Consider the following 16,674-nt stretch of genomic DNA (forward strand, 5'->3'; position numbering starts at 1 on the left):
CGCCCCTCACGCGTGCTGGTAGGCCACCAGCGAGATCGCCACGTAGTGGGCGGCGAAGGCGGCGAGGGTGAGGGAGTGGAAGACCTCGTGGAAGCCGAACCAGCGCGGCGAGGGGTTGGGCCGCTTGATGCCGTACACGATCCCGCCCACGCTGTAGAGGAGGCCGCCGACGACGACGCAGACGAGCACGGCGAGGCCCCCCGTGCGCAGGAAGTCGGGGAGGAAGAAGACGGCGGCCCAGCCCATGGCGATGTAGCACGGCGTGTAGAGCCAGCGCGGCGCGCCGACCCACAGCACGCGGAACGCTATGCCCAGCGCGGCGGCGCCCCACACGCCCCACAGCAGCAGGTCGCCGCGGTGCCCGTCGAGCAGCAGGATCGTCAGCGGCGTGTAGGTGCCGGCGATGATCAGGAAGATGTTGGCGTGGTCCAGGCGGCGCAGCACGGCGCCGACGCGCGGGCTCCAGTTGCCCCGGTGGTACAGGGCGCTGACGCCGAACAGCAGGCAGGCCGTCAGGGTGTAGACGGCGCAGGCCACGCGGCCGCGGGTGGAGTCGGCCAGGGCGGTGAGGAAGATCCCGGAGGCGAGCACGGCGGGGAACATGCCGGCGTGCAGCCAGCCGCGCAGCCGGGGTTTGAGCGGCGGCGCGGCGGGGAGCGACGCGGTTCCGGGGCCGAGGTCGGCGGGCGGCCCGGCCGGGGGCGGGCCCGCGGCGGCGGTCCCACGCGCGGCGGACGAAGACCCCGGCCCGGGGGCGGAGGGGGCCCCTGGCGCGGAACCGGCTGCGGGGCCGGAGTCGGGACCGGGTGCGGAACCGGGGTCGGGCGGCGCGGCAGCAGTCATGCGGCTCAGCGTACCTACGGCCCCGTAGGTGACGGAGTGGGGTTTACCACCCGGCTTCGCGGTGTACTCCGTGCTACTTGCGGAGTGGTGATGCTCACCTGTGGGCACCCTGGACACATACGAGCAATGAGGCCATGATCAGATGAGCGTGGTCGACACCGGATGAGCATCGCCGCAGCGTCCGGGTCGCAGCCCCCACGGGGCCGAAGCACAACAACCCGCCCGCCGAGCGATCGGCGGGCGGGCACACAACCCTCATCCCACACCTCTGGAGCGATTGTGGCGCGCAGTACTGCGGCTCCCACCCAAGCCCCCACCCAGCACCGAGAACTCATCGCCTGGGTCGACGACATCGCCGCCCTCACCCAGCCCGACCGCGTCGTGTGGTGCGACGGGTCCGAGGCCGAGTACGAGCGCCTGTGCGGGGAGCTCGTCGAGAAGGGCACCTTCACGCGGCTCGACCCGGTCAAGCGCCCCAACTCCTACTACGCCGCCTCCGACCCGCGCGACGTGGCCCGCGTGGAGTCGCGCACCTTCATCTGCTCCACGAAGGAGGAGGACGCGGGCCCGACGAACAACTGGAAGCCGCCGGCCGAGATGCGCAAGATCTTCGCCGGCGAACAGGGCGTCTTCCGCGGCTCGATGCGCGGCCGCACGATGTACGTCGTCCCGTTCTGCATGGGCCCGCTGGGCTCGCCGCTGTCCGCGCTGGGCGTGGAGATCACCGACTCCGCCTACGTCGCCGTCTCCATGCGCACCATGACGCGCATGGGCCGGCCGGTGCTGGACGAGCTGGGCAGCGACGGCTTCTTCGTCAAGGCCGTGCACACCCTGGGCGCCCCGCTCGCCCCGGGCGAGGAGGACGTGCCGTGGCCGTGCAACGACGAGAAGTGGATCTCCCACTTCCCCGAGGACCGCGAGATCTGGTCCTTCGGCTCCGGCTACGGCGGCAACGCGCTGCTGGGCAAGAAGTGCTACGCCCTGCGCATCGCCTCCGTCATGGCCCGTGACGAGGGCTGGCTGGCCGAGCACATGCTCGTGCTCAAGCTGACGCCGCCCACGGGCGAGCCGAAGTACATCGCCGCCGCCTTCCCCTCCGCCTGCGGCAAGACGAACCTGGCGATGCTGGAGCCGACCATCCCGGGCTGGACGGTCGAGACCATCGGCGACGACATCGCCTGGATGCGCTTCGGCGAGGACGGCCGCCTGTACGCCATCAACCCCGAGGCCGGCTTCTTCGGCGTCGCCCCCGGCACCGGCGAGGACACCAACGCCAACGCCATGAAGACCCTGTGGGGCAACACGGTCTTCACCAACGTGGCCCTCACCGACGACGGCGACGTGTGGTGGGAGGGCATGACCGACGAGCCGCCCGCCCACCTCACGGACTGGAAGGGCAACGACTGGACGCCCGACTCCGGCGTCCCGGCCGCCCACCCCAACGCGCGCTTCGCCGTCCCGGCCGCGCAGTGCCCGACCATCGCCCCGGAGTGGGAGGACCCCAGGGGCGTGCCGATCTCCGCGATCCTCTTCGGCGGGCGCCGCGCCTCGGCCGTGCCGCTGGTGACCGAGTCCCGCGACTGGCAGCACGGGGTCTTCCTCGGCGCCAACGTGGCCTCCGAGAAGACGGCGGCGGCCGAGGGCTCGGTCGGTGAGCTGCGGCGCGACCCGTTCGCGATGCTGCCCTTCTGCGGCTACAACATGGGCGACTACATGGCCCACTGGATCAAGGTCGGCCAGCAGGCCCCGGACCAGGAGAAGCTGCCGAGGATCTACTACGTGAACTGGTTCCGCAAGGACGAGGCGGGCCGGTTCGTGTGGCCCGGCTTCGGCGAGAACAGCCGCGTGCTGAAGTGGATCGTGGGCCGGCTGAACGGCGAGGCCGAGGGCGTGGAGACCCCCATCGGCACCGTCCCGGCCAAGGGCGCGCTGGACACGGCGGGCCTGGACCTGTCCGACACCGACCTGGAGTTCCTCCTGACGGTGGACAAGGACGTCTGGCGCGAGGAGGCCGCCCTCGTGCCCGAGCACCTGAACACCTTCGGCGACCACACGCCCAAGGAGCTGTGGGACGAGTACCGCGCGCTCGTCGCCCGCCTGGGCTGAGGAGGCGCGGGCCGGGGGGCCGGACGCGTGCGGGCGTGCGGGCGCCCGGCCCCCGGCCCCGCCGACCACCGGCCACCGGCCCGGCTCCGTGCTCCGACGCGAAGCCGGGTCACGCCGCCGAGGGGCTGACGCGGTCGTGCAGCGCGGCGGCGTGCGCCTCCAGCCGGGCGGCGGCCAGCGCCTCGCCCTGGGCGTCCCCCCGGGCCGTGGCGACCACCAGCGCGTTCCCGGCCAGCGTGTGCGCCCGCCGGTGCAGCCCCTCCACCCGGTCGGCGCTGGCCTCCGGCGCGCTCGGCTCGGCCCGCAGCGGGGCGCCCCCGCGCAGCCGCGCCACCTGGTCGGCCAGCTCGTGCGCGGCCGCGTCCAGCTCCGTGCGCGGGGTGAGCACGCGCAGTTCGTCGGTGACGGTCAGCAGCGCGGTGAGGTGTCCGGCGAGCCGGATGTCCAGTTCCTCCTCGCGGGAGCGGTGCGGGCTGCGATCGGTGCGGTCCTCCGCCAGGGAGTGGACCGACTTGCCGCGGATCGGTTCGTACATGGATGGCCTCCTGGCGTCTACAGAAGACCATCCTAACTTGGACTCTGTCTAAAGTTGTAGTCGATGCAGCATGCATCCGGTTCAGGGCTGGGTGTAGCCGTCCAGGAAGGTGCCGATGCGCTGGACGGCGTCCGCGAGCTGCCGCGCCGGGGGCAGCGTGACGATCCGGAAGTGGTCCGGCTCCGGCCAGTTGAAGCCCGTGCCGTGCACGATCATGATCTTCTCGGCCCGCAGCAGGTCGAGCACCATCTGCCGGTCGTCCTTGATCTTGTACACGTTCGGGTCCAGCCGGGGGAACGCGTACAGCGCGCCCCTGGGCTTCACGCACGTCACGCCCGGGATCTGGGTGAGCAGGTCGTAGGCCACGTCGCGCTGCTCGCGCAGCCGCCCGCCCGGCAGCACCAGGTCCTTGATCGACTGCCGCCCGCCCAGCGCCGTGGCCACCGCGTGCTGCGCCGGCATGTTGGCGCACAGCCGCATGTTGGCCAGGACCGTCAGGCCCTCGATGTAGTTCTGCGCGTGCGCCTTCGGGCCGCACACCGCGAGCCAGCCGCTGCGGTAGCCGGCCACCCGGTAGGCCTTGGACAGCCCGTTGAAGGTGAGGGTGAGCAGGTCCGGGGCGACGGCGGCGGTGGGGTGGTGCACGGCGCCGTCGTAGAGGATCTTGTCGTAGATCTCGTCCGAGCAGACCACCAGCCGGTGCCGGCGCGCGATCTCGGTCAGGGCGCGCACCATCTCCTCGTCGTAGACGGCGCCCGTCGGGTTGTTCGGGTTGATGATCACCAGGGCCTTGGTGCGGTCGGTGATCTTGCGCTCGATGTCCGCGAGGTCCGGCATCCAGTCGGCCTGCTCGTCGCACCGGTAGTGCACGGCCGTGCCGCCGGACAGCGAGACGGATGCCGTCCACAGCGGGTAGTCCGGCGCCGGGACGAGCACCTCGTCACCGTCGTCCAGCAGCGCCTGCATAGCCATCTGGATCAGCTCGGAGACGCCGTTGCCGAGGTAGACGTCCTCCACGGAGAGCTGGATGCCCTTGGTCTGGTAGTGCTGCATGACCGCGCGGCGGGCCGCCAGCAGCCCCTTCGCGTCGCCGTAGCCGTGCGCGCTGCCGACGTTGCGGAGCATGTCCTCCAGGATCTCCGGGGGGCACTCGAAGCCGAACACCGCCGGGTTGCCCGTGTTCAGCTTGAGGATGCGGTGACCTGCCGCCTCCAGCCGCGTCGCCTCCTCAAGCACCGGACCCCGGATCTCGTAGCAGACGTTGGCGAGCTTCGTGGACTGGATCACCTGCATGCCCGCCACCCTACGACCGGCGCCGTCCGGCCGCCCTGTGGTTTTCACCACGGCCCGCGCCCGGACGGTCCGCCACCCGGCGCGCCCGTCCGGCCCGCGCCGCCGGGGAACGCCGGAACCGGCCGGATCGTGCCAGGTCACGCCCGGGTCGCGCCCCTCGCGCGGGCTGACGCCCGGTCAGGCGCGGAGCTGGGCCGCGAGCGTCTTCACGTCGGCCGTGGGGGCCGTACAGGTGAAGTGGCGGCACACGTACGCCGCCGCGCGCCCGTCCAGCAGCCCGCGCCCGGCCAGCAGCGCGGGCTCCTCCGCACCGGGCCGGCCCACCGCCACCGCCGCGCCGGGCGCGGCGGCCAGCAGCGCCGTGCGGTGCAGCTCGGCGGTCTCCGCGTCCCCCTCGGCGCCGACGACGGCCACCTCGCGCGGCCCGTCCAGCGCGGCCTCGGCGACGGCCAGCCCCCAGCCGATGAACCGCGGTGCCCGCGCGCCCAGCGCCGCCACCACGCCGAGCGCCCGCTCGGCGGCCTCCCGGTACCGGGCGCCGCCGGTGTAGGCCGCGTGGGTGAGCAGCGCGCCGGCGGCCGCGGTCCAGCCCGACGGCGTCGCCCCGTCCGTGGGGTCCTGGGGGCGCCGGATCAGCCGCTCGGCGTCGTCCGCGGTGTCGAACAGCGTGCCGTCGGGTGCGGTGAAGCGGGCCAGGACGGTCTCCAGCAGCAGCCCGGCCAGGTCGAGCCAGGCCGTGTCGCCGGTGACCGCGTACAGGGCGTGGAAGCCCTCGGCGCAGCTCGCGTAGTCCTCCAGCACACCCGCGCTGGCGCCGGCGGCCCCGTCGCGGGAGGTGCGGGCCAGGCGCAGCTCGCCGCCGCGCTGCTCGGTGTGCACGGCGACCAGCAGGTCCCCGGCGGCCGCCGCGGCGTCCACCAGGTCCGGGCGGCCGAAGTAGGCGCCGGTCTCGGCGAGCGCGGCGATGGCCAACCCGTTCCAGGCGGCCACCACCTTCTCGTCCCGCCCGGGCCGCGGCCGCCGCGCGCGGGCGGCCAGCAGCCGTTCGCGCACCGCGGCGATCCGGTCGGCGTCCACCGGGCCGTCGGGGGTGTCCGGGAGCTGGAGGACGGAGGCGCCCTCCTCGAAGGTGCCCTCCTGGGTGACGCCGTAGTACCGCATCGCCAGCTCGGCGTCCGCCTCGCCCAGCGCGGCGCGCAGCTCGTCGGGCGTCCACACGTAGTAGGCGCCCTCGCGGTGGCGGCCGGTGCCGTCGTCGCTGTCGGCGTCCAGCGCCGAGGCGAACCCGCCCTGCCCGGTGCGCAGCTCGCGCACGAGGAAGTCGGCCGTCTCCAGCGCCACCCGGCGGGCCAGACCCGAGCCCGTCGCCCGCCACAGGTGCGCGTAGACCCGGCACAGCAGCGCGTTGTCGTAGAGCATCTTCTCGAAGTGCGGCACCACCCACTCCGCGTCCACGGAGTAGCGGGCGAAACCGCCCCCGAGCTGGTCGTACAGGCCGCCGCGCGCCATCGCCTCGCAGGTGGCCCGCACCATCTGCAGCGCACCCTCGGCCCCGGTGCGCGCGTAGTGCCGCAGCAGGAACTCCAGCGCCATCGACGGCGGGAACTTCGGCGCGCCGCCGAAGCCGCCGCGCACGGCGTCGAACTCCCGCGTCAGGCCCAGCAGCGCGTCGGCCAGCTCGGCCTCGCCCGGCTGCCGCGGCGCGGTGCCCTCGGCGTAGGCGATCGTCCGCCCGGCGAGCTCGCCGGCCACCCGCCCGGCCACCTCGTCGACCTCGCCGCGCCGCTCGGCCCACGCCCCGCGCACGCCCTCCAGCACCTGGCGGAAGCTGGGCATCCCCGACCGGGGCGCGGGCGGGAAGTAGGTGCCGAAGTAGAACGGCTCGCCCGACGGCGTCAGGAAGACGGTCATCGGCCACCCGCCCTGGCCGGTGGCCGCCTGCACGGCCTCCATGTACACCGCGTCCACGTCCGGCCGCTCCTCGCGGTCCACCTTGACGCTGACGAAGTGCTCGTTCAGGTAGGCGGCCGTCTCCGCGTCCTCGAACGACTCGTGCGCCATCACGTGACACCAGTGGCACGAGCTGTAGCCGACGCTCAAGAACACGGGGACATCGCGCCGCCTGGCTTCTTCGAACGCGTCCGTCTCCCATGGCCACCAGTCGACCGGATTGTCGGCGTGCTGAAGCAGATACGGCGAGGTCACACCAGCCAACCGGTTCATACGCCCCAGCCTCTCACAACGCCTGCCGCGACCGGCGAAACCTCCAGGAGCACGCCTCGCCTGGCCAAAAACGCACGTGTACGCCACCACGTGGTGGGCGACTCGGTGCCACTCCGGCCGGGCGGCCCGGCCCCTCGGAACAGTACGCTGGGCGCAACGGCGCTGGACCTGCCGAGGCTCCTTCGAAGGAGGTACGCCATGACCGCCGAGATGGTGGCGCCCGCGTGGATGCACACGCAGATCAGCGCGGAGCAGTACGACTCCTGGTCCGAGGAGCAGTGCGCCGGCATCGAGATCGTGGACGGGATGGTCGTCGTGAGCCCGAGCGCCTCCAAGCGGCACAACCGGCTGGCGCGGATCCTGGCCAATGCCCTGGACGCCGCTGCGGGCCCGGACTGGAACGCCGACACGGACTTCGACGTCCGCCTGCAGGACGTCCCACTCACCAACCGCCGTCCGGACGTCACCGTCTACCGGGCGGAGACCATCGACGTCACGCCCACCCGCCCCGAACACGTACTCCTGGTCGTCGAGGTCGTGTCGCCCGGCTCGGAGACCACCGACCGGATCGTGAAGGTGGACCAATATGCCAGAGCCAGCATCCCCTTCTACTGGCGCATCGAGCAGTCCGCCACCGGCGTTCCGATCGTCTACACCTACGTCCTCGACCCAGCCAACAGGGCTTACCGGGACGGCGAGGTGTTCACCGGCACCGTGAAGGCCACCGTGCCATTCCCTGTCACGGTCGGCCTTGGGACCCTGTGAGCAACGAGGAATCGCCCGCGCCCTCGGCGCCTCCGATGTCCTGTGGGCCAAGACATGTTCGCCACCGGGGGCCTCTGGGCAGCGCCCCTCCCAGCTCGGCCCGGACCCGTCGTAAACGGTCCGGAGGGAAGACGCAGAGCTTCAACCAGGTGTCGATCTGTACGTTCTCGCCGGGGACGAGCCGCGTGGGGAGCCGCCCCCGCTTCATGCCCATCACTCTGACGGCGTGGTGTCGTCAGCGGATTACTACGTCGTGGTGACCGCGGGCGACGACCTTGCCGTCCTTGACGATCCATACCTCCACGTAATGCCGACCCCGATACCTGGTGCGCTCATAGATCCGTGGTCCGTGGTCAGTGGACGGGGTTGTCCGCGTGCTGGAGCAGGTAGGGCGAGCTCTCGCCGCCGAGTCGGTTGGCCATGCCCCCATCCTGCACGACGCCCCGCCGGGTACGGCGAACCCCGGGTTCCGTCGCCCCGCCACCGTGCGGCCGCTCGCGGGGGGGGGCGTGCGCGGGGCGTGCGGCGCGGGTGGGCGCCGGGGCTCCCGGGGCGAGGGCGTGCGCGGGGTGTCGGCGGGTGCGGTGACGCGGAAGACTAAGGGTGGTCGTCGACTGGGAGGCGCGCACATGCCGGGGGTAGTGACGGAGTTGAGGGAGGGTCACCGCGCGGACGCCGAGCGCGTGCTGGCCGGGGCCGTGGAGGAGGAGGTGCGGCGCGGCGGTGCGACGGACGGCGCGGTGCTGCTCGCGCGGGGGCGGGCGGCGCTGGACGAGATCGCCGCGCGGGCTGGCGAGGAGTACGGCGCGTACGTCCGGGCCCTGGACACCGCCGGGCCGCGGCGGCTGGCCGACCGGTTCTCGGCGCCCGCGCTCGGCCCGGCCGCCGGGGCGCTCGTCTGCGCCGCGGTGGCGATCATGCTGTGGGACCGCGAGTACGGGTCCGGGCAGGCGCTGGGGGCGGCCCTGGTCGTCGCCGTCGCCGGGACGGTCGGGGCGCTCGCGCAGGGCGTGGCGGCGCATCTGTGGGACGCGCAGTCCGGTGCGGGCGCGCGGAACCAGCCCGGCGGCGTGGAGCAGTTGCGGCTGGCGTGGCTGACGGCGCTGGAGGTGCGCGGCGTCCGCCCGTACCTGGAGCAGCAGCGCATCACCGCGCCGCGCACGGCCGCCCAGCGCGGTGAGAGCGCCGGGCGGCAGCCGCAGCTCCGCGGCCAGGACCGCAGCGCGGCGGCCCGGCGGCGCACCGTGCTGGCGCAGTCGTTCACGCGGTTGCCCGCCCCCGTCGAGCCGTTCGCCGGGCGCAAGGCGGAGCTGGCGCGGATCGCGCAGTGGGTCCACCAGGCCCGGGCCAGCACCCGGACGCGGCCGACGGTGGTGGTGCTGCACGGCACCCCGGGGTCGGGCCGCACGGCGCTCGCGGTGCGCGCGGCGCACGAGCTGCGCGACCAGTTCCGCGGCGCGTGCCTGGTGGACCTTCGCGGGGACAGCGCCAGCGGCACCCCGCTGGGGACGCGGGACGCCCTGCTGCACCTGCTGAACCGGCTGGGCGCGCCGCGCGAGCAGTTGCTGTTCCGCGGCTCGGGGTCCGGGCGCGAGCGGCCCGCGCAGGAGCAGCAGGTGCGGCGGCTGGCCGAGCTGTACCACAAGCACCTGGCCGGGGTGCCGGTCACCGTGGTGCTGGACGACGCGACGGACCCGGCGCAGGTCGCCACCCTCGTCCCGGAGCGCTCGGACAGCCTGGTCGTCGTCACCACCACGCGGCCGCTGGAGCTGCCGCCGGAGCTGCCGGCCTGGGTGCACCACCTGGAACTGGGCGGCCTGGACGCCGCCGGTGCCGAGGAGCTGCTGCGCACCCTGGCCACCACACCCGACGCGGAGGGCACCCGCGCCGAGGTGCCCTACGACGCCGCCGCGTTCGAGGAGGTCGCCACCTGGTGCGGCGGGCTGCCGTTCGGGCTGCGTCTGGCGGGCTCGGCGCTCGCGGCCGAGGGCGACGCGGGCGCCGTCGCGCGCCGGCTGGCCGCCCAGGGCCCGCCCGAGGCCGTCGACCCGGTGCAGCGGGCGCTCGCGCTGCGCTACGGCGACCAGTCGGAGACCGGGCGGCGGCTGCTGCGGCGGCTGGCGCTGGCCGGGCGGGCCAGCCTGGGCGCGGCGGCCGCCGCCGCGCTGCTGGACTCCGCCGAGCCGGCGGCCGCCCGCGAGCTGGAGGCGCTGGCCGCGGCCGGCCTGATCCAGCACGTGCGCGGCCGGCGCTACCGGCTGCACGGCCTGGTGCGGCGCTTCGCCCTCGCCCGGCTGCTGGACGAGGAGGAGGCCGCCGCCCGGGCCGCCGCCCAGGAGCGGCTGATCCGCTCCTACGCGGAGCTGGCCGACACCGTGATCCGCATGGTGGACGGCAAGACCTCCACCCGGGCCACGGGCCACTTCGGCGGGCACGGCTTCACCTCGCTGGAGGCGGCGCTGCGCTGGCTGGACGAGGAGTCCAGCTTCATCACGGCCGCGCTGCGCCACGTCGACCCGGCCGTGGACCAGTCGGCGGTGCTGCACCTGCTGGGGGCGCTGTGCGACTACTGCCTGCTGCACGGGGACCTCTACCGGCTCGGCGAGCTGAGCGATCTGGCCGAAGCGGTGGACCAGGGCCTGCTGACCCGCTCGGTGCAGTGGCGCACCGGCGTGGCGGCCCGGCAGCTCGGCGAGCTGGACCGCTCGCACAGCACGCTCTCCTCCGTCGTCGACCTGTACCTGGAGGCCGATCACCAGGCCGGTGCCGCGCGGACCCTGCGCGAGCTGGGCATCACCCTGCACCACCAGGGTCAGCTCCCGCAGGCGTCGGCCAAGCTGCGCGAGGCGCTGGAGCTCCAGTCGGGCGAGGGGCTGCGCGGCGACCGGGCCTGGACGCTGCACGCGCTGGCCGCCGTCGAACGGGACCGGGGCCGGCTCGCGGAGGCGCTGACACTGCTGCGCGAGGCGCTGGACGGGCACCGGTCCAGTGAGAGCGTGCACGGCCAGGCCTGGGCCCACTTCCAGCTCGGCCAGACGCTGCTGCGCGCCGGGAACGCCGGGGCGGCCGAGGGCGAGTTGCAGGCGGCGCTGGACGGCTACCGGCGCAGCCAGGACGGGCGCGGCGAGGCGTGGGCGCTGACGGAGCTGGCCCGGGTCCGGCTGTACGCGGGCGAGGCGTCGGAGGCCGTGGAGGAGCTGCACGGCGCGCTGGTGCGGCACCGGGAGAGCGAGGACGCGCGCGGCACGGCGTGGACGCAGCACTACCTGGGCCTGGCGCTGGAGGAGAACGGCAACCAGGCCGGTGCCGTGCAGGAGCTGGAGCGCGCCCGGGCGGCGTTCAGCCGCATGCGGGACGTCTACGGGCTGGCCTGCGCCCGGCACCACCTGGGCCGCGTCAGCCGCGACCAGCGGGCGGCGTCCTCCGGCTCGCTGCGCAACAGCGGCTTCGCGCGGCAGCTCCTCCAGGACGCGCGCGGGGACTTCCAGCGGATCGGCGTCGCGCACGGCGAGGCGTGGTCCTGCCTGGAGCTGGCGGTCATCGACGCGGGCAACGGCAAGCTCGCGCAGGCGCTGGAGCTGACGAACGAGGCGCACGCCCTGTTCACGGCCGGCTACGACGCGCCCGGGGCGGCCGTCCCCGACCGGCGCGGCGCGGACTGGGCCCGCTTCCTGCGCTGCACCCTGCTGCCGCTGGCCTCTCCGGGCGGCTCGGTGGTGGGCTCGGCGGTGGCGCAGGAGGAGCTCGCGGAGCTGCTGCGCGAGGACCACCCGCACCGCGACCCGGTGCTCGCCGACAGCGCCGAGGCGTACGCGCTGATGCTGGAGCGCGGCGTGGAGGTCGAGGAGGGGTGGCGGGTGTGGGACCTGGGCATGGTGCCCACCCGCCACTCCCGCGAGGTGATGGGCGTCGCCGTGGCCGACACCTGACCCCCACACCCCGGGCCCGGCCGACGGCGCCGCCCGCCCCAGGGGCCGACCCCGGGACGACGCACGCGCACCACCCGGCACCGCCCCGGGCGGTCAGCGCCGCGCGGGGCCCACCCGGCGCCACGCGCCCCGGTCACCGCGGGCCGTCACGCCGTTCCGGACGCGCCGGGCCGGCGGCGTCCCGGACCGGCGGCGCTCCGGCCCCCAGCGCCCCGGGCCCGGCAGCACTCAGGCCCCACAGCGCTCCGGCCCGGCGGCGTCCCGGGTCGGTGGAGCGTCCGGCCCGGCGGCGGGTCACGCCTCCGTGCGCTTGCCGCCCTCGGGCGCGTCGGGCTCGGGGAAGTCGACGCGGTGCATGTGGCGGTTGAGTGACTTCATCAGCATCCACACCGCCAGCCCCATCACAGCGAAGACGATGAACCCCAGGACGCCGGGCGTCACCTTGTTCTCGTCGAGCTCCTCGGCGAGTGTGACGAGCGGGGCGGAGTAGGGGGAGGTCAGCAGGGCCTGCGTAGCGCTCATGGGCTCAATTGTCCCGGATGCCCGCGAACAGGTCGTCCTCGGGGATGGTGGTGTCCACGAGCGACTTCGCGAGCTCGTACTCCTCGGTCGGCCACACCTCCCGCTGGACGTCCATCGGGACCCGGAACCAGCCGCCGTCCGGGTCGATCTGCGTGGCGTGGGCGATCAGCGCCTTGTCCCGGATCTCGAAGTAGTCGGCGCAGGGCACGTAGGTGGTCAGCGTGCGCTCGGGACGCTGGAACTCGTCGAAGCGCTTGAGCCACTCCCCGTAGGGCGACTCCATGCCGCGCTCCAGCAGGGCCTCGTGCAGCGCCTCGGTGCGGGAGCGGTTGAAGCCCTGGTTGTAGTAGAGCTTCAGGGGGCGCCAGGCGGGGCCGGCCTCCGGGTAGCGGTCGGGGTCGGCCGCGGCGTCGAAGGCGACCATGGAGATCTTGTGGGTCATGATGTGGTCGGGGTGCGGGTAGCCGCCGTTCTCGTCGTACGTGGTGATCACGTGCGGGCGGAACTCGCGGATCAGCCGCACCAGCGCCCCGGCCGCCTCGTCGACGTCCTGGAGGGCGAAGCAGCCCTCGGGCAGCGGGGGCAGCGGGTCGCCCTCCGGCAGCCCGGAGTCGACGAAACCCAGCCACGCCTGCTTGACGCCCAGGATCTCGCGGGCCTCGTCCATCTCCTTGCGGCGGACCTCGTGGATGTTCGCCTCGATGTAGGCGTCACCCTGAAGCTTGGGGTTGAGGATGGAGCCGCGCTCACCACCCGTGCAGGTCGCGACCAGCACGTCCACCCCCTCGGACACGTACTTCGCCATGGTGGCCGCACCCTTGCTCGACTCGTCGTCGGGGTGGGCGTGCACGGCCATCAGTCGGAGCTGCTCACTCAAGGCTCTTCGATCCTCGTTACCTGGTGTCGGAACACGGCTCTTATAGTGACGGACGTAGCATGCCGAAAATTCCCTCCCCTCACCGCCGGACGTGACCCATGGCCGCACCGCACGACCCCGCCAGCGCCTCCGGCCCGGCCCGGGTGCCGCCCGGCCGGTACGGGCGCTCCGGCGCCGACGACGCCCGCCGCGACCGCGTGCTGCGCGTCGCCGGCGCGGTGGCCGGGGCCTGCGGGCTCGCGGTGCTGGGCTGGTTCGGATTCTCCTACGTCGCCGCGGCCGGCACGGTGAGCGGTGAGGTGATCAAGTACAGCCCGGTGTCGGAGACGGAGATCCAGGCCCACCTGGAGGTCCGCAAGGAGTCCGGCGTCACCGGGGTGTGCTCGCTGCGCGCGCTGGCCCAGGACAAGGCCGAGGTCGGACGGGCGGACTACACCTTCGAGGCGGGCGAGAGCCGGATCGACCGGGTCGTCACGCTGCGCACGACGCGCGAGGCGTACGCCACGGAGCTGCTGGGCTGCAAACCCCTGTCCGGCTGACGGGGCCCCGCCGGGGGCTGACGGACGGCGGCGGATGCGGGAGGATGGCCGGGAGCGGCCGTCCGCGTCCGGGCCGCGGCCGGGTCGGCGCTGAGCCGGACCCGAGCCGGGTGCGAGCCGCAGTGTCCCGGCCCACGCCGGAGCCTCCCCCGCCGACGCGGGCCTTCGAGCCGGAGCACCCGCCCGGAGCACGAGCGGATCGCGCGCGGGATGTGCGCGGGGCGCCGCCGGAGCACCGTGTGTGAGGTTGTCGACACTCACCGCTTCCCCGTCTTCCGTTTTCAGCGGAAATTGTTATGGTCGATGTTTCGCCCGCCCAGTCACGAACCATCCTGGGCAGGGCGTTGCTTTATATCCCGAGTACCTGCAAGGAGCACCTGTGACCCAGACCAGCGACAACGTCACCTGGCTCACCCAGGAGGCGTACGACCAGCTCAGGGCCGAGCTGGAGCACCTGTCGGGTCCCGCACGCACCGAGATCGCGAAGAAGATCGAGGAGGCCCGCGAAGAGGGTGACCTGCGTGAGAACGGCGGCTACCACGCGGCCAAGGAGGAGCAGGGCAAGCAGGAGCTGCGGATTCGCCAGCTCAAGCAGTTGCTGGAGAACGCGCAGGTCGGCGAGGCTCCGGCGGACACCGGTGTGGTGGCTCCCGGCATGGTGGTGACGATCGCCTTCGACGGCGACCCCGACGACACGCTCACCTTCCTCCTCGCCTCGCGGGAGTACCCGAGCGCGGACGTGGAGACGTACTCGCCGCAGTCCCCGCTGGGCAGCGGCGTGAACGGCAAGAAGGTCGGCGAGGACGCCGAGTACGAGTTGCCCAACGGCAAGACGGCTTCGGTGCGGGTCCTCGACGCCAAGCCCTACGGGGGCTGAGCGCCCACGCACCCGGAAAGCCCCCGGCCGGATCGGCCGGGGGCTTCGGTGTGCCGGGCGCGGGCGGGGCAGGCCCGGCCCGCGCGGCGGCTCCGCGTCAGCCCGCCGACGAGCGGTACTTGCGCACGGCCAGCGTGCGGAAGAGGACGATGATCACCACGGAGTACAGGAGCGAGGCGAGCACCGGGTTCTGCATCGGCCAGGCGTCGGGCACCGGGTAGCCGGCCGGCAGGTTGCCGAACAGCTCGCGGGCCGCCATCACGGTGGCGCTGAACGGGTTCCACTCGGCGATGTGCGCGAGGAAGGTCGGCATGTTCTGCGACGGGACGAACGCGACGGAGATGAACGTCAGCGGGAACAGCCACACCAGGCCGCCCGAGGTCGCCGCCTCCGGGGTGCGGACGGACAGGCCGATGAGCGCGCCGATCCAGGTGAACGCGTAGCCCAGCAGGAGCAGCAGGCCGAAGCCTCCGAGCGCCTTGAGTATCCCCTCCTCCACGCGCCAGCCGACCAGCAGCGCCACGACCGCGAGGACGACGAGCGTGAGCGCCGTCTGCACCGCGTCGGCCAGCGTGCGCCCGGTCAGCACCGCGCCACGCGCCATGGGCAGCGAGCGGAAGCGGTCGATGAGGCCCTTGTGCATGTCCTCGGCGATGCCCGCACCCGCGCCGGCGGTCGCGAAGGTGACCGTCTGCGCGAAGATGCCCGCCATCAGGAACCCGCGGTAGTCGTCCGGGTTCACGCCGGCCCCGGGGAGGTTGATGGACCCGCCGAAGACGTAGCTGAACAGCACCACGAACATGATCGGCTGGAACAGCCCGAATATGATCACTTCGGGGATGCGCACCATCCGGATGAGGTTGCGCTTCGCGACGATCAGCGAGTCCGTGACGGACTGGCCGATCCCGCCGCGGCCCCGGGGGGCCACGGCCTGCCGCGACGTGCCGGGCGCGTCGGCCATGGTGCTCACTGGGTTACCTCCGGGTTCTTCGGGTCGGTACCGCGCGCGGCGGTGGCGGTGCGGGAATCGCCGTCCCCGTCGCCCTCGGGGTCGGTGCCGGCGTCGTTGACCACGGCCGCGTGGCCGGTCAGGGAGATGAAGACGTCGTCCAGGGTGGGGCGGCGCAGACCGATGTCGTCGATCTCGATGCCGGAGGCGTCAAGCTCGCGGATGACCTCGGCGAGCAGCTTGGCGCCGCCGGATACCGGCACGGTCAGCCGGCGGGTGTGCTGGTCGAGGCTGACCTCGCCCTTGCCCTGGGGGGCCAGGATGCGCCGGGCGTCCTCGATGCGGTCCCGCTCGTGCACGACGACCTCGATCCGCTCCCCGCCGGTGCGGTGCTTGAGCTCGTCCGACGTGCCGCGGGCGATGACCTTCCCGTGGTCGACGACGGCGATGTCGTCGGCCAGCCGGTCGGCCTCCTCCAGATACTGCGTGGTCAGCAGCAGCGTGGTGCCCCCGGCGACGAGCTTCTGGATGACGTCCCACAGCGCCTGCCGGTTGCGCGGGTCGAGCCCGGTGGTGGGCTCGTCCATGAACATCACCGGCGGGCTGACGACGAGCGCCGCGGCGAGGTCGAGGCGGCGTCGCATGCCGCCCGAGTAGGTCTTGGCCGTGCGGTCGGCGGCGTCGGCGAGGTTGAAGCGCTCCAGCAGTTCGTCGGCCCGCTTCTTCGCCTCCCGCCCCGGCATCTGGTAGAGCCGCCCGACCATCTGGAGGTTCTCCCGGCCCGTCAGGTACTCGTCGACGGCGGCGAACTGGCCGGACAGGCCGATGGAGCGGCGCACCTCGTTGGGCTGCCGCAGGACGTCGAGCCCGGCGACCTCCGCTCTGCCGCTGTCCGGCCGCAGCAGGGTGGTCAGCACCCGCACGGTCGTCGTCTTGCCGGCGCCGTTCGGGCCGAGCAGGCCGAGCACCGTGCCTTCGGGTACGTCGAGGTCGACACCGTCCAGTGCCCTGACGTCGCCGAACGTCTTCACCAGACCTTCGGCGTGAATGGCGCCTGGCATGTTGCGTGTTCTCCCAACTTCGGGGATCTGTTCGAAATGGTAGGTCCGCCGGCTCGCGCCGACATCCGACCCGTGGTGCTGCGCGCCACAGTAGCGCACGCGATGTATCGCGTCACTGTCGCGTTTCCCGTGCCGCCGAAGTCGCCGACGGCCGT

The 16,674-nt window shown here is 73.5% G+C and carries 14 protein-coding genes; 5 read left to right on the forward strand and 9 right to left on the reverse strand.

Annotation, left to right across the window (positions count from 1 at the left end; all coding sequences use genetic code 11):
* Positions 1–6: 6 nt before the first annotated feature.
* Positions 7–843: a PAQR family membrane homeostasis protein TrhA gene (trhA, locus tag OSB71_RS09710; protein WP_265946502.1), complete on the reverse strand. Its 837-nt coding sequence runs from the start codon at positions 841–843 to the stop codon at positions 7–9.
* A 279-nt stretch (positions 844–1,122) separates the two neighbouring features.
* Between trhA and OSB71_RS09715 the strand changes: the two genes are divergently transcribed.
* Entirely contained in the window at positions 1,123–2,949 is a 1,827-nt protein-coding gene (locus OSB71_RS09715) for a phosphoenolpyruvate carboxykinase (GTP) (RefSeq protein ID WP_265946504.1), read from the forward strand.
* A 109-nt stretch (positions 2,950–3,058) separates the two neighbouring features.
* On the opposite strand, the gene OSB71_RS09720 is transcribed toward OSB71_RS09715, so the two are convergent.
* The 3 genes from OSB71_RS09720 to OSB71_RS09730 form a co-directional block, all read right to left on the reverse strand.
* Positions 3,059–3,484, reverse strand: a complete 426-nt coding sequence (locus OSB71_RS09720; RefSeq protein WP_265946506.1) for an SCO4983 family protein — start codon at positions 3,482–3,484, stop codon at positions 3,059–3,061.
* Between the two features lie 81 nt (positions 3,485–3,565).
* Positions 3,566–4,777: a pyridoxal phosphate-dependent aminotransferase gene (locus tag OSB71_RS09725; protein ID WP_265946508.1), complete on the reverse strand. Its 1,212-nt coding sequence runs from the start codon at positions 4,775–4,777 to the stop codon at positions 3,566–3,568.
* Positions 4,778–4,954: 177 nt separating this feature from the next.
* A complete protein-coding gene (locus OSB71_RS09730; protein ID WP_265946509.1) occupies positions 4,955–7,000 on the reverse strand; it encodes a thioredoxin domain-containing protein in 2,046 nt (681 codons plus the stop codon).
* A 198-nt stretch (positions 7,001–7,198) separates the two neighbouring features.
* Between OSB71_RS09730 and OSB71_RS09735 the strand changes: the two genes are divergently transcribed.
* Entirely contained in the window at positions 7,199–7,765 is a 567-nt protein-coding gene (locus tag OSB71_RS09735; protein WP_265946510.1) for a Uma2 family endonuclease, read from the forward strand.
* Between the two features lie 235 nt (positions 7,766–8,000).
* On the opposite strand, the gene OSB71_RS24625 is transcribed toward OSB71_RS09735, so the two are convergent.
* Complete coding sequence (locus OSB71_RS24625; RefSeq protein ID WP_416237231.1) at positions 8,001–8,396, reverse strand: nucleotide-binding domain-containing protein; 396 nt, start codon at positions 8,394–8,396, stop codon at positions 8,001–8,003.
* On the opposite strand from OSB71_RS24625, the gene OSB71_RS09740 reads away from it, so the two are divergent.
* Positions 8,395–11,694, forward strand: a complete 3,300-nt coding sequence (locus OSB71_RS09740; RefSeq protein WP_265946511.1) for a tetratricopeptide repeat protein — start codon at positions 8,395–8,397, stop codon at positions 11,692–11,694. The two genes, OSB71_RS24625 and OSB71_RS09740, sit on opposite strands and share 2 nt — an antisense overlap.
* A 294-nt stretch (positions 11,695–11,988) precedes the next feature.
* On the opposite strand, the gene OSB71_RS09745 is transcribed toward OSB71_RS09740, so the two are convergent.
* The gene (locus OSB71_RS09745; RefSeq protein WP_265946513.1) at positions 11,989–12,216 is read right to left on the reverse strand and encodes a hypothetical protein; all 228 of its coding nucleotides are present in this window, start codon (positions 12,214–12,216) and stop codon (positions 11,989–11,991) included.
* A 4-nt stretch (positions 12,217–12,220) separates the two neighbouring features.
* Complete coding sequence (gene mca / locus OSB71_RS09750; protein WP_265946515.1) at positions 12,221–13,093, reverse strand: mycothiol conjugate amidase Mca; 873 nt, start codon at positions 13,091–13,093, stop codon at positions 12,221–12,223.
* Positions 13,094–13,191: 98 nt separating this feature from the next.
* Between mca and OSB71_RS09755 the strand changes: the two genes are divergently transcribed.
* Both OSB71_RS09755 and greA read left to right on the forward strand, forming a co-directional pair.
* Positions 13,192–13,632, forward strand: a complete 441-nt coding sequence (locus OSB71_RS09755) for a DUF4307 domain-containing protein (protein WP_265946517.1) — start codon at positions 13,192–13,194, stop codon at positions 13,630–13,632.
* Positions 13,633–14,011: 379 nt separating this feature from the next.
* Positions 14,012–14,509 (forward strand): transcription elongation factor GreA, encoded by a 498-nt coding sequence (gene greA, locus OSB71_RS09760; RefSeq protein WP_265946519.1) that lies wholly within the window; start codon positions 14,012–14,014, stop codon positions 14,507–14,509.
* A 97-nt stretch (positions 14,510–14,606) separates the two neighbouring features.
* Here greA and OSB71_RS09765 read toward each other — a convergent pair whose 3' ends face one another.
* Both OSB71_RS09765 and OSB71_RS09770 read right to left on the reverse strand, forming a co-directional pair.
* Entirely contained in the window at positions 14,607–15,470 is an 864-nt protein-coding gene (locus tag OSB71_RS09765) for an ABC transporter permease (RefSeq protein WP_265946734.1), read from the reverse strand.
* A gap of 5 nt (positions 15,471–15,475) precedes the next feature.
* Positions 15,476–16,519, reverse strand: coding sequence for an ATP-binding cassette domain-containing protein (locus OSB71_RS09770; RefSeq protein ID WP_265946521.1), 1,044 nt, complete (start codon positions 16,517–16,519; stop codon positions 15,476–15,478).
* Between the last annotated feature and the right edge of the window lie 155 nt (positions 16,520–16,674).

Source organism: Streptomyces marinisediminis (genome assembly GCF_026262575.1).
Taxonomy (GTDB): Bacteria; Actinomycetota; Actinomycetes; order Streptomycetales; family Streptomycetaceae; genus Streptomyces; species Streptomyces marinisediminis.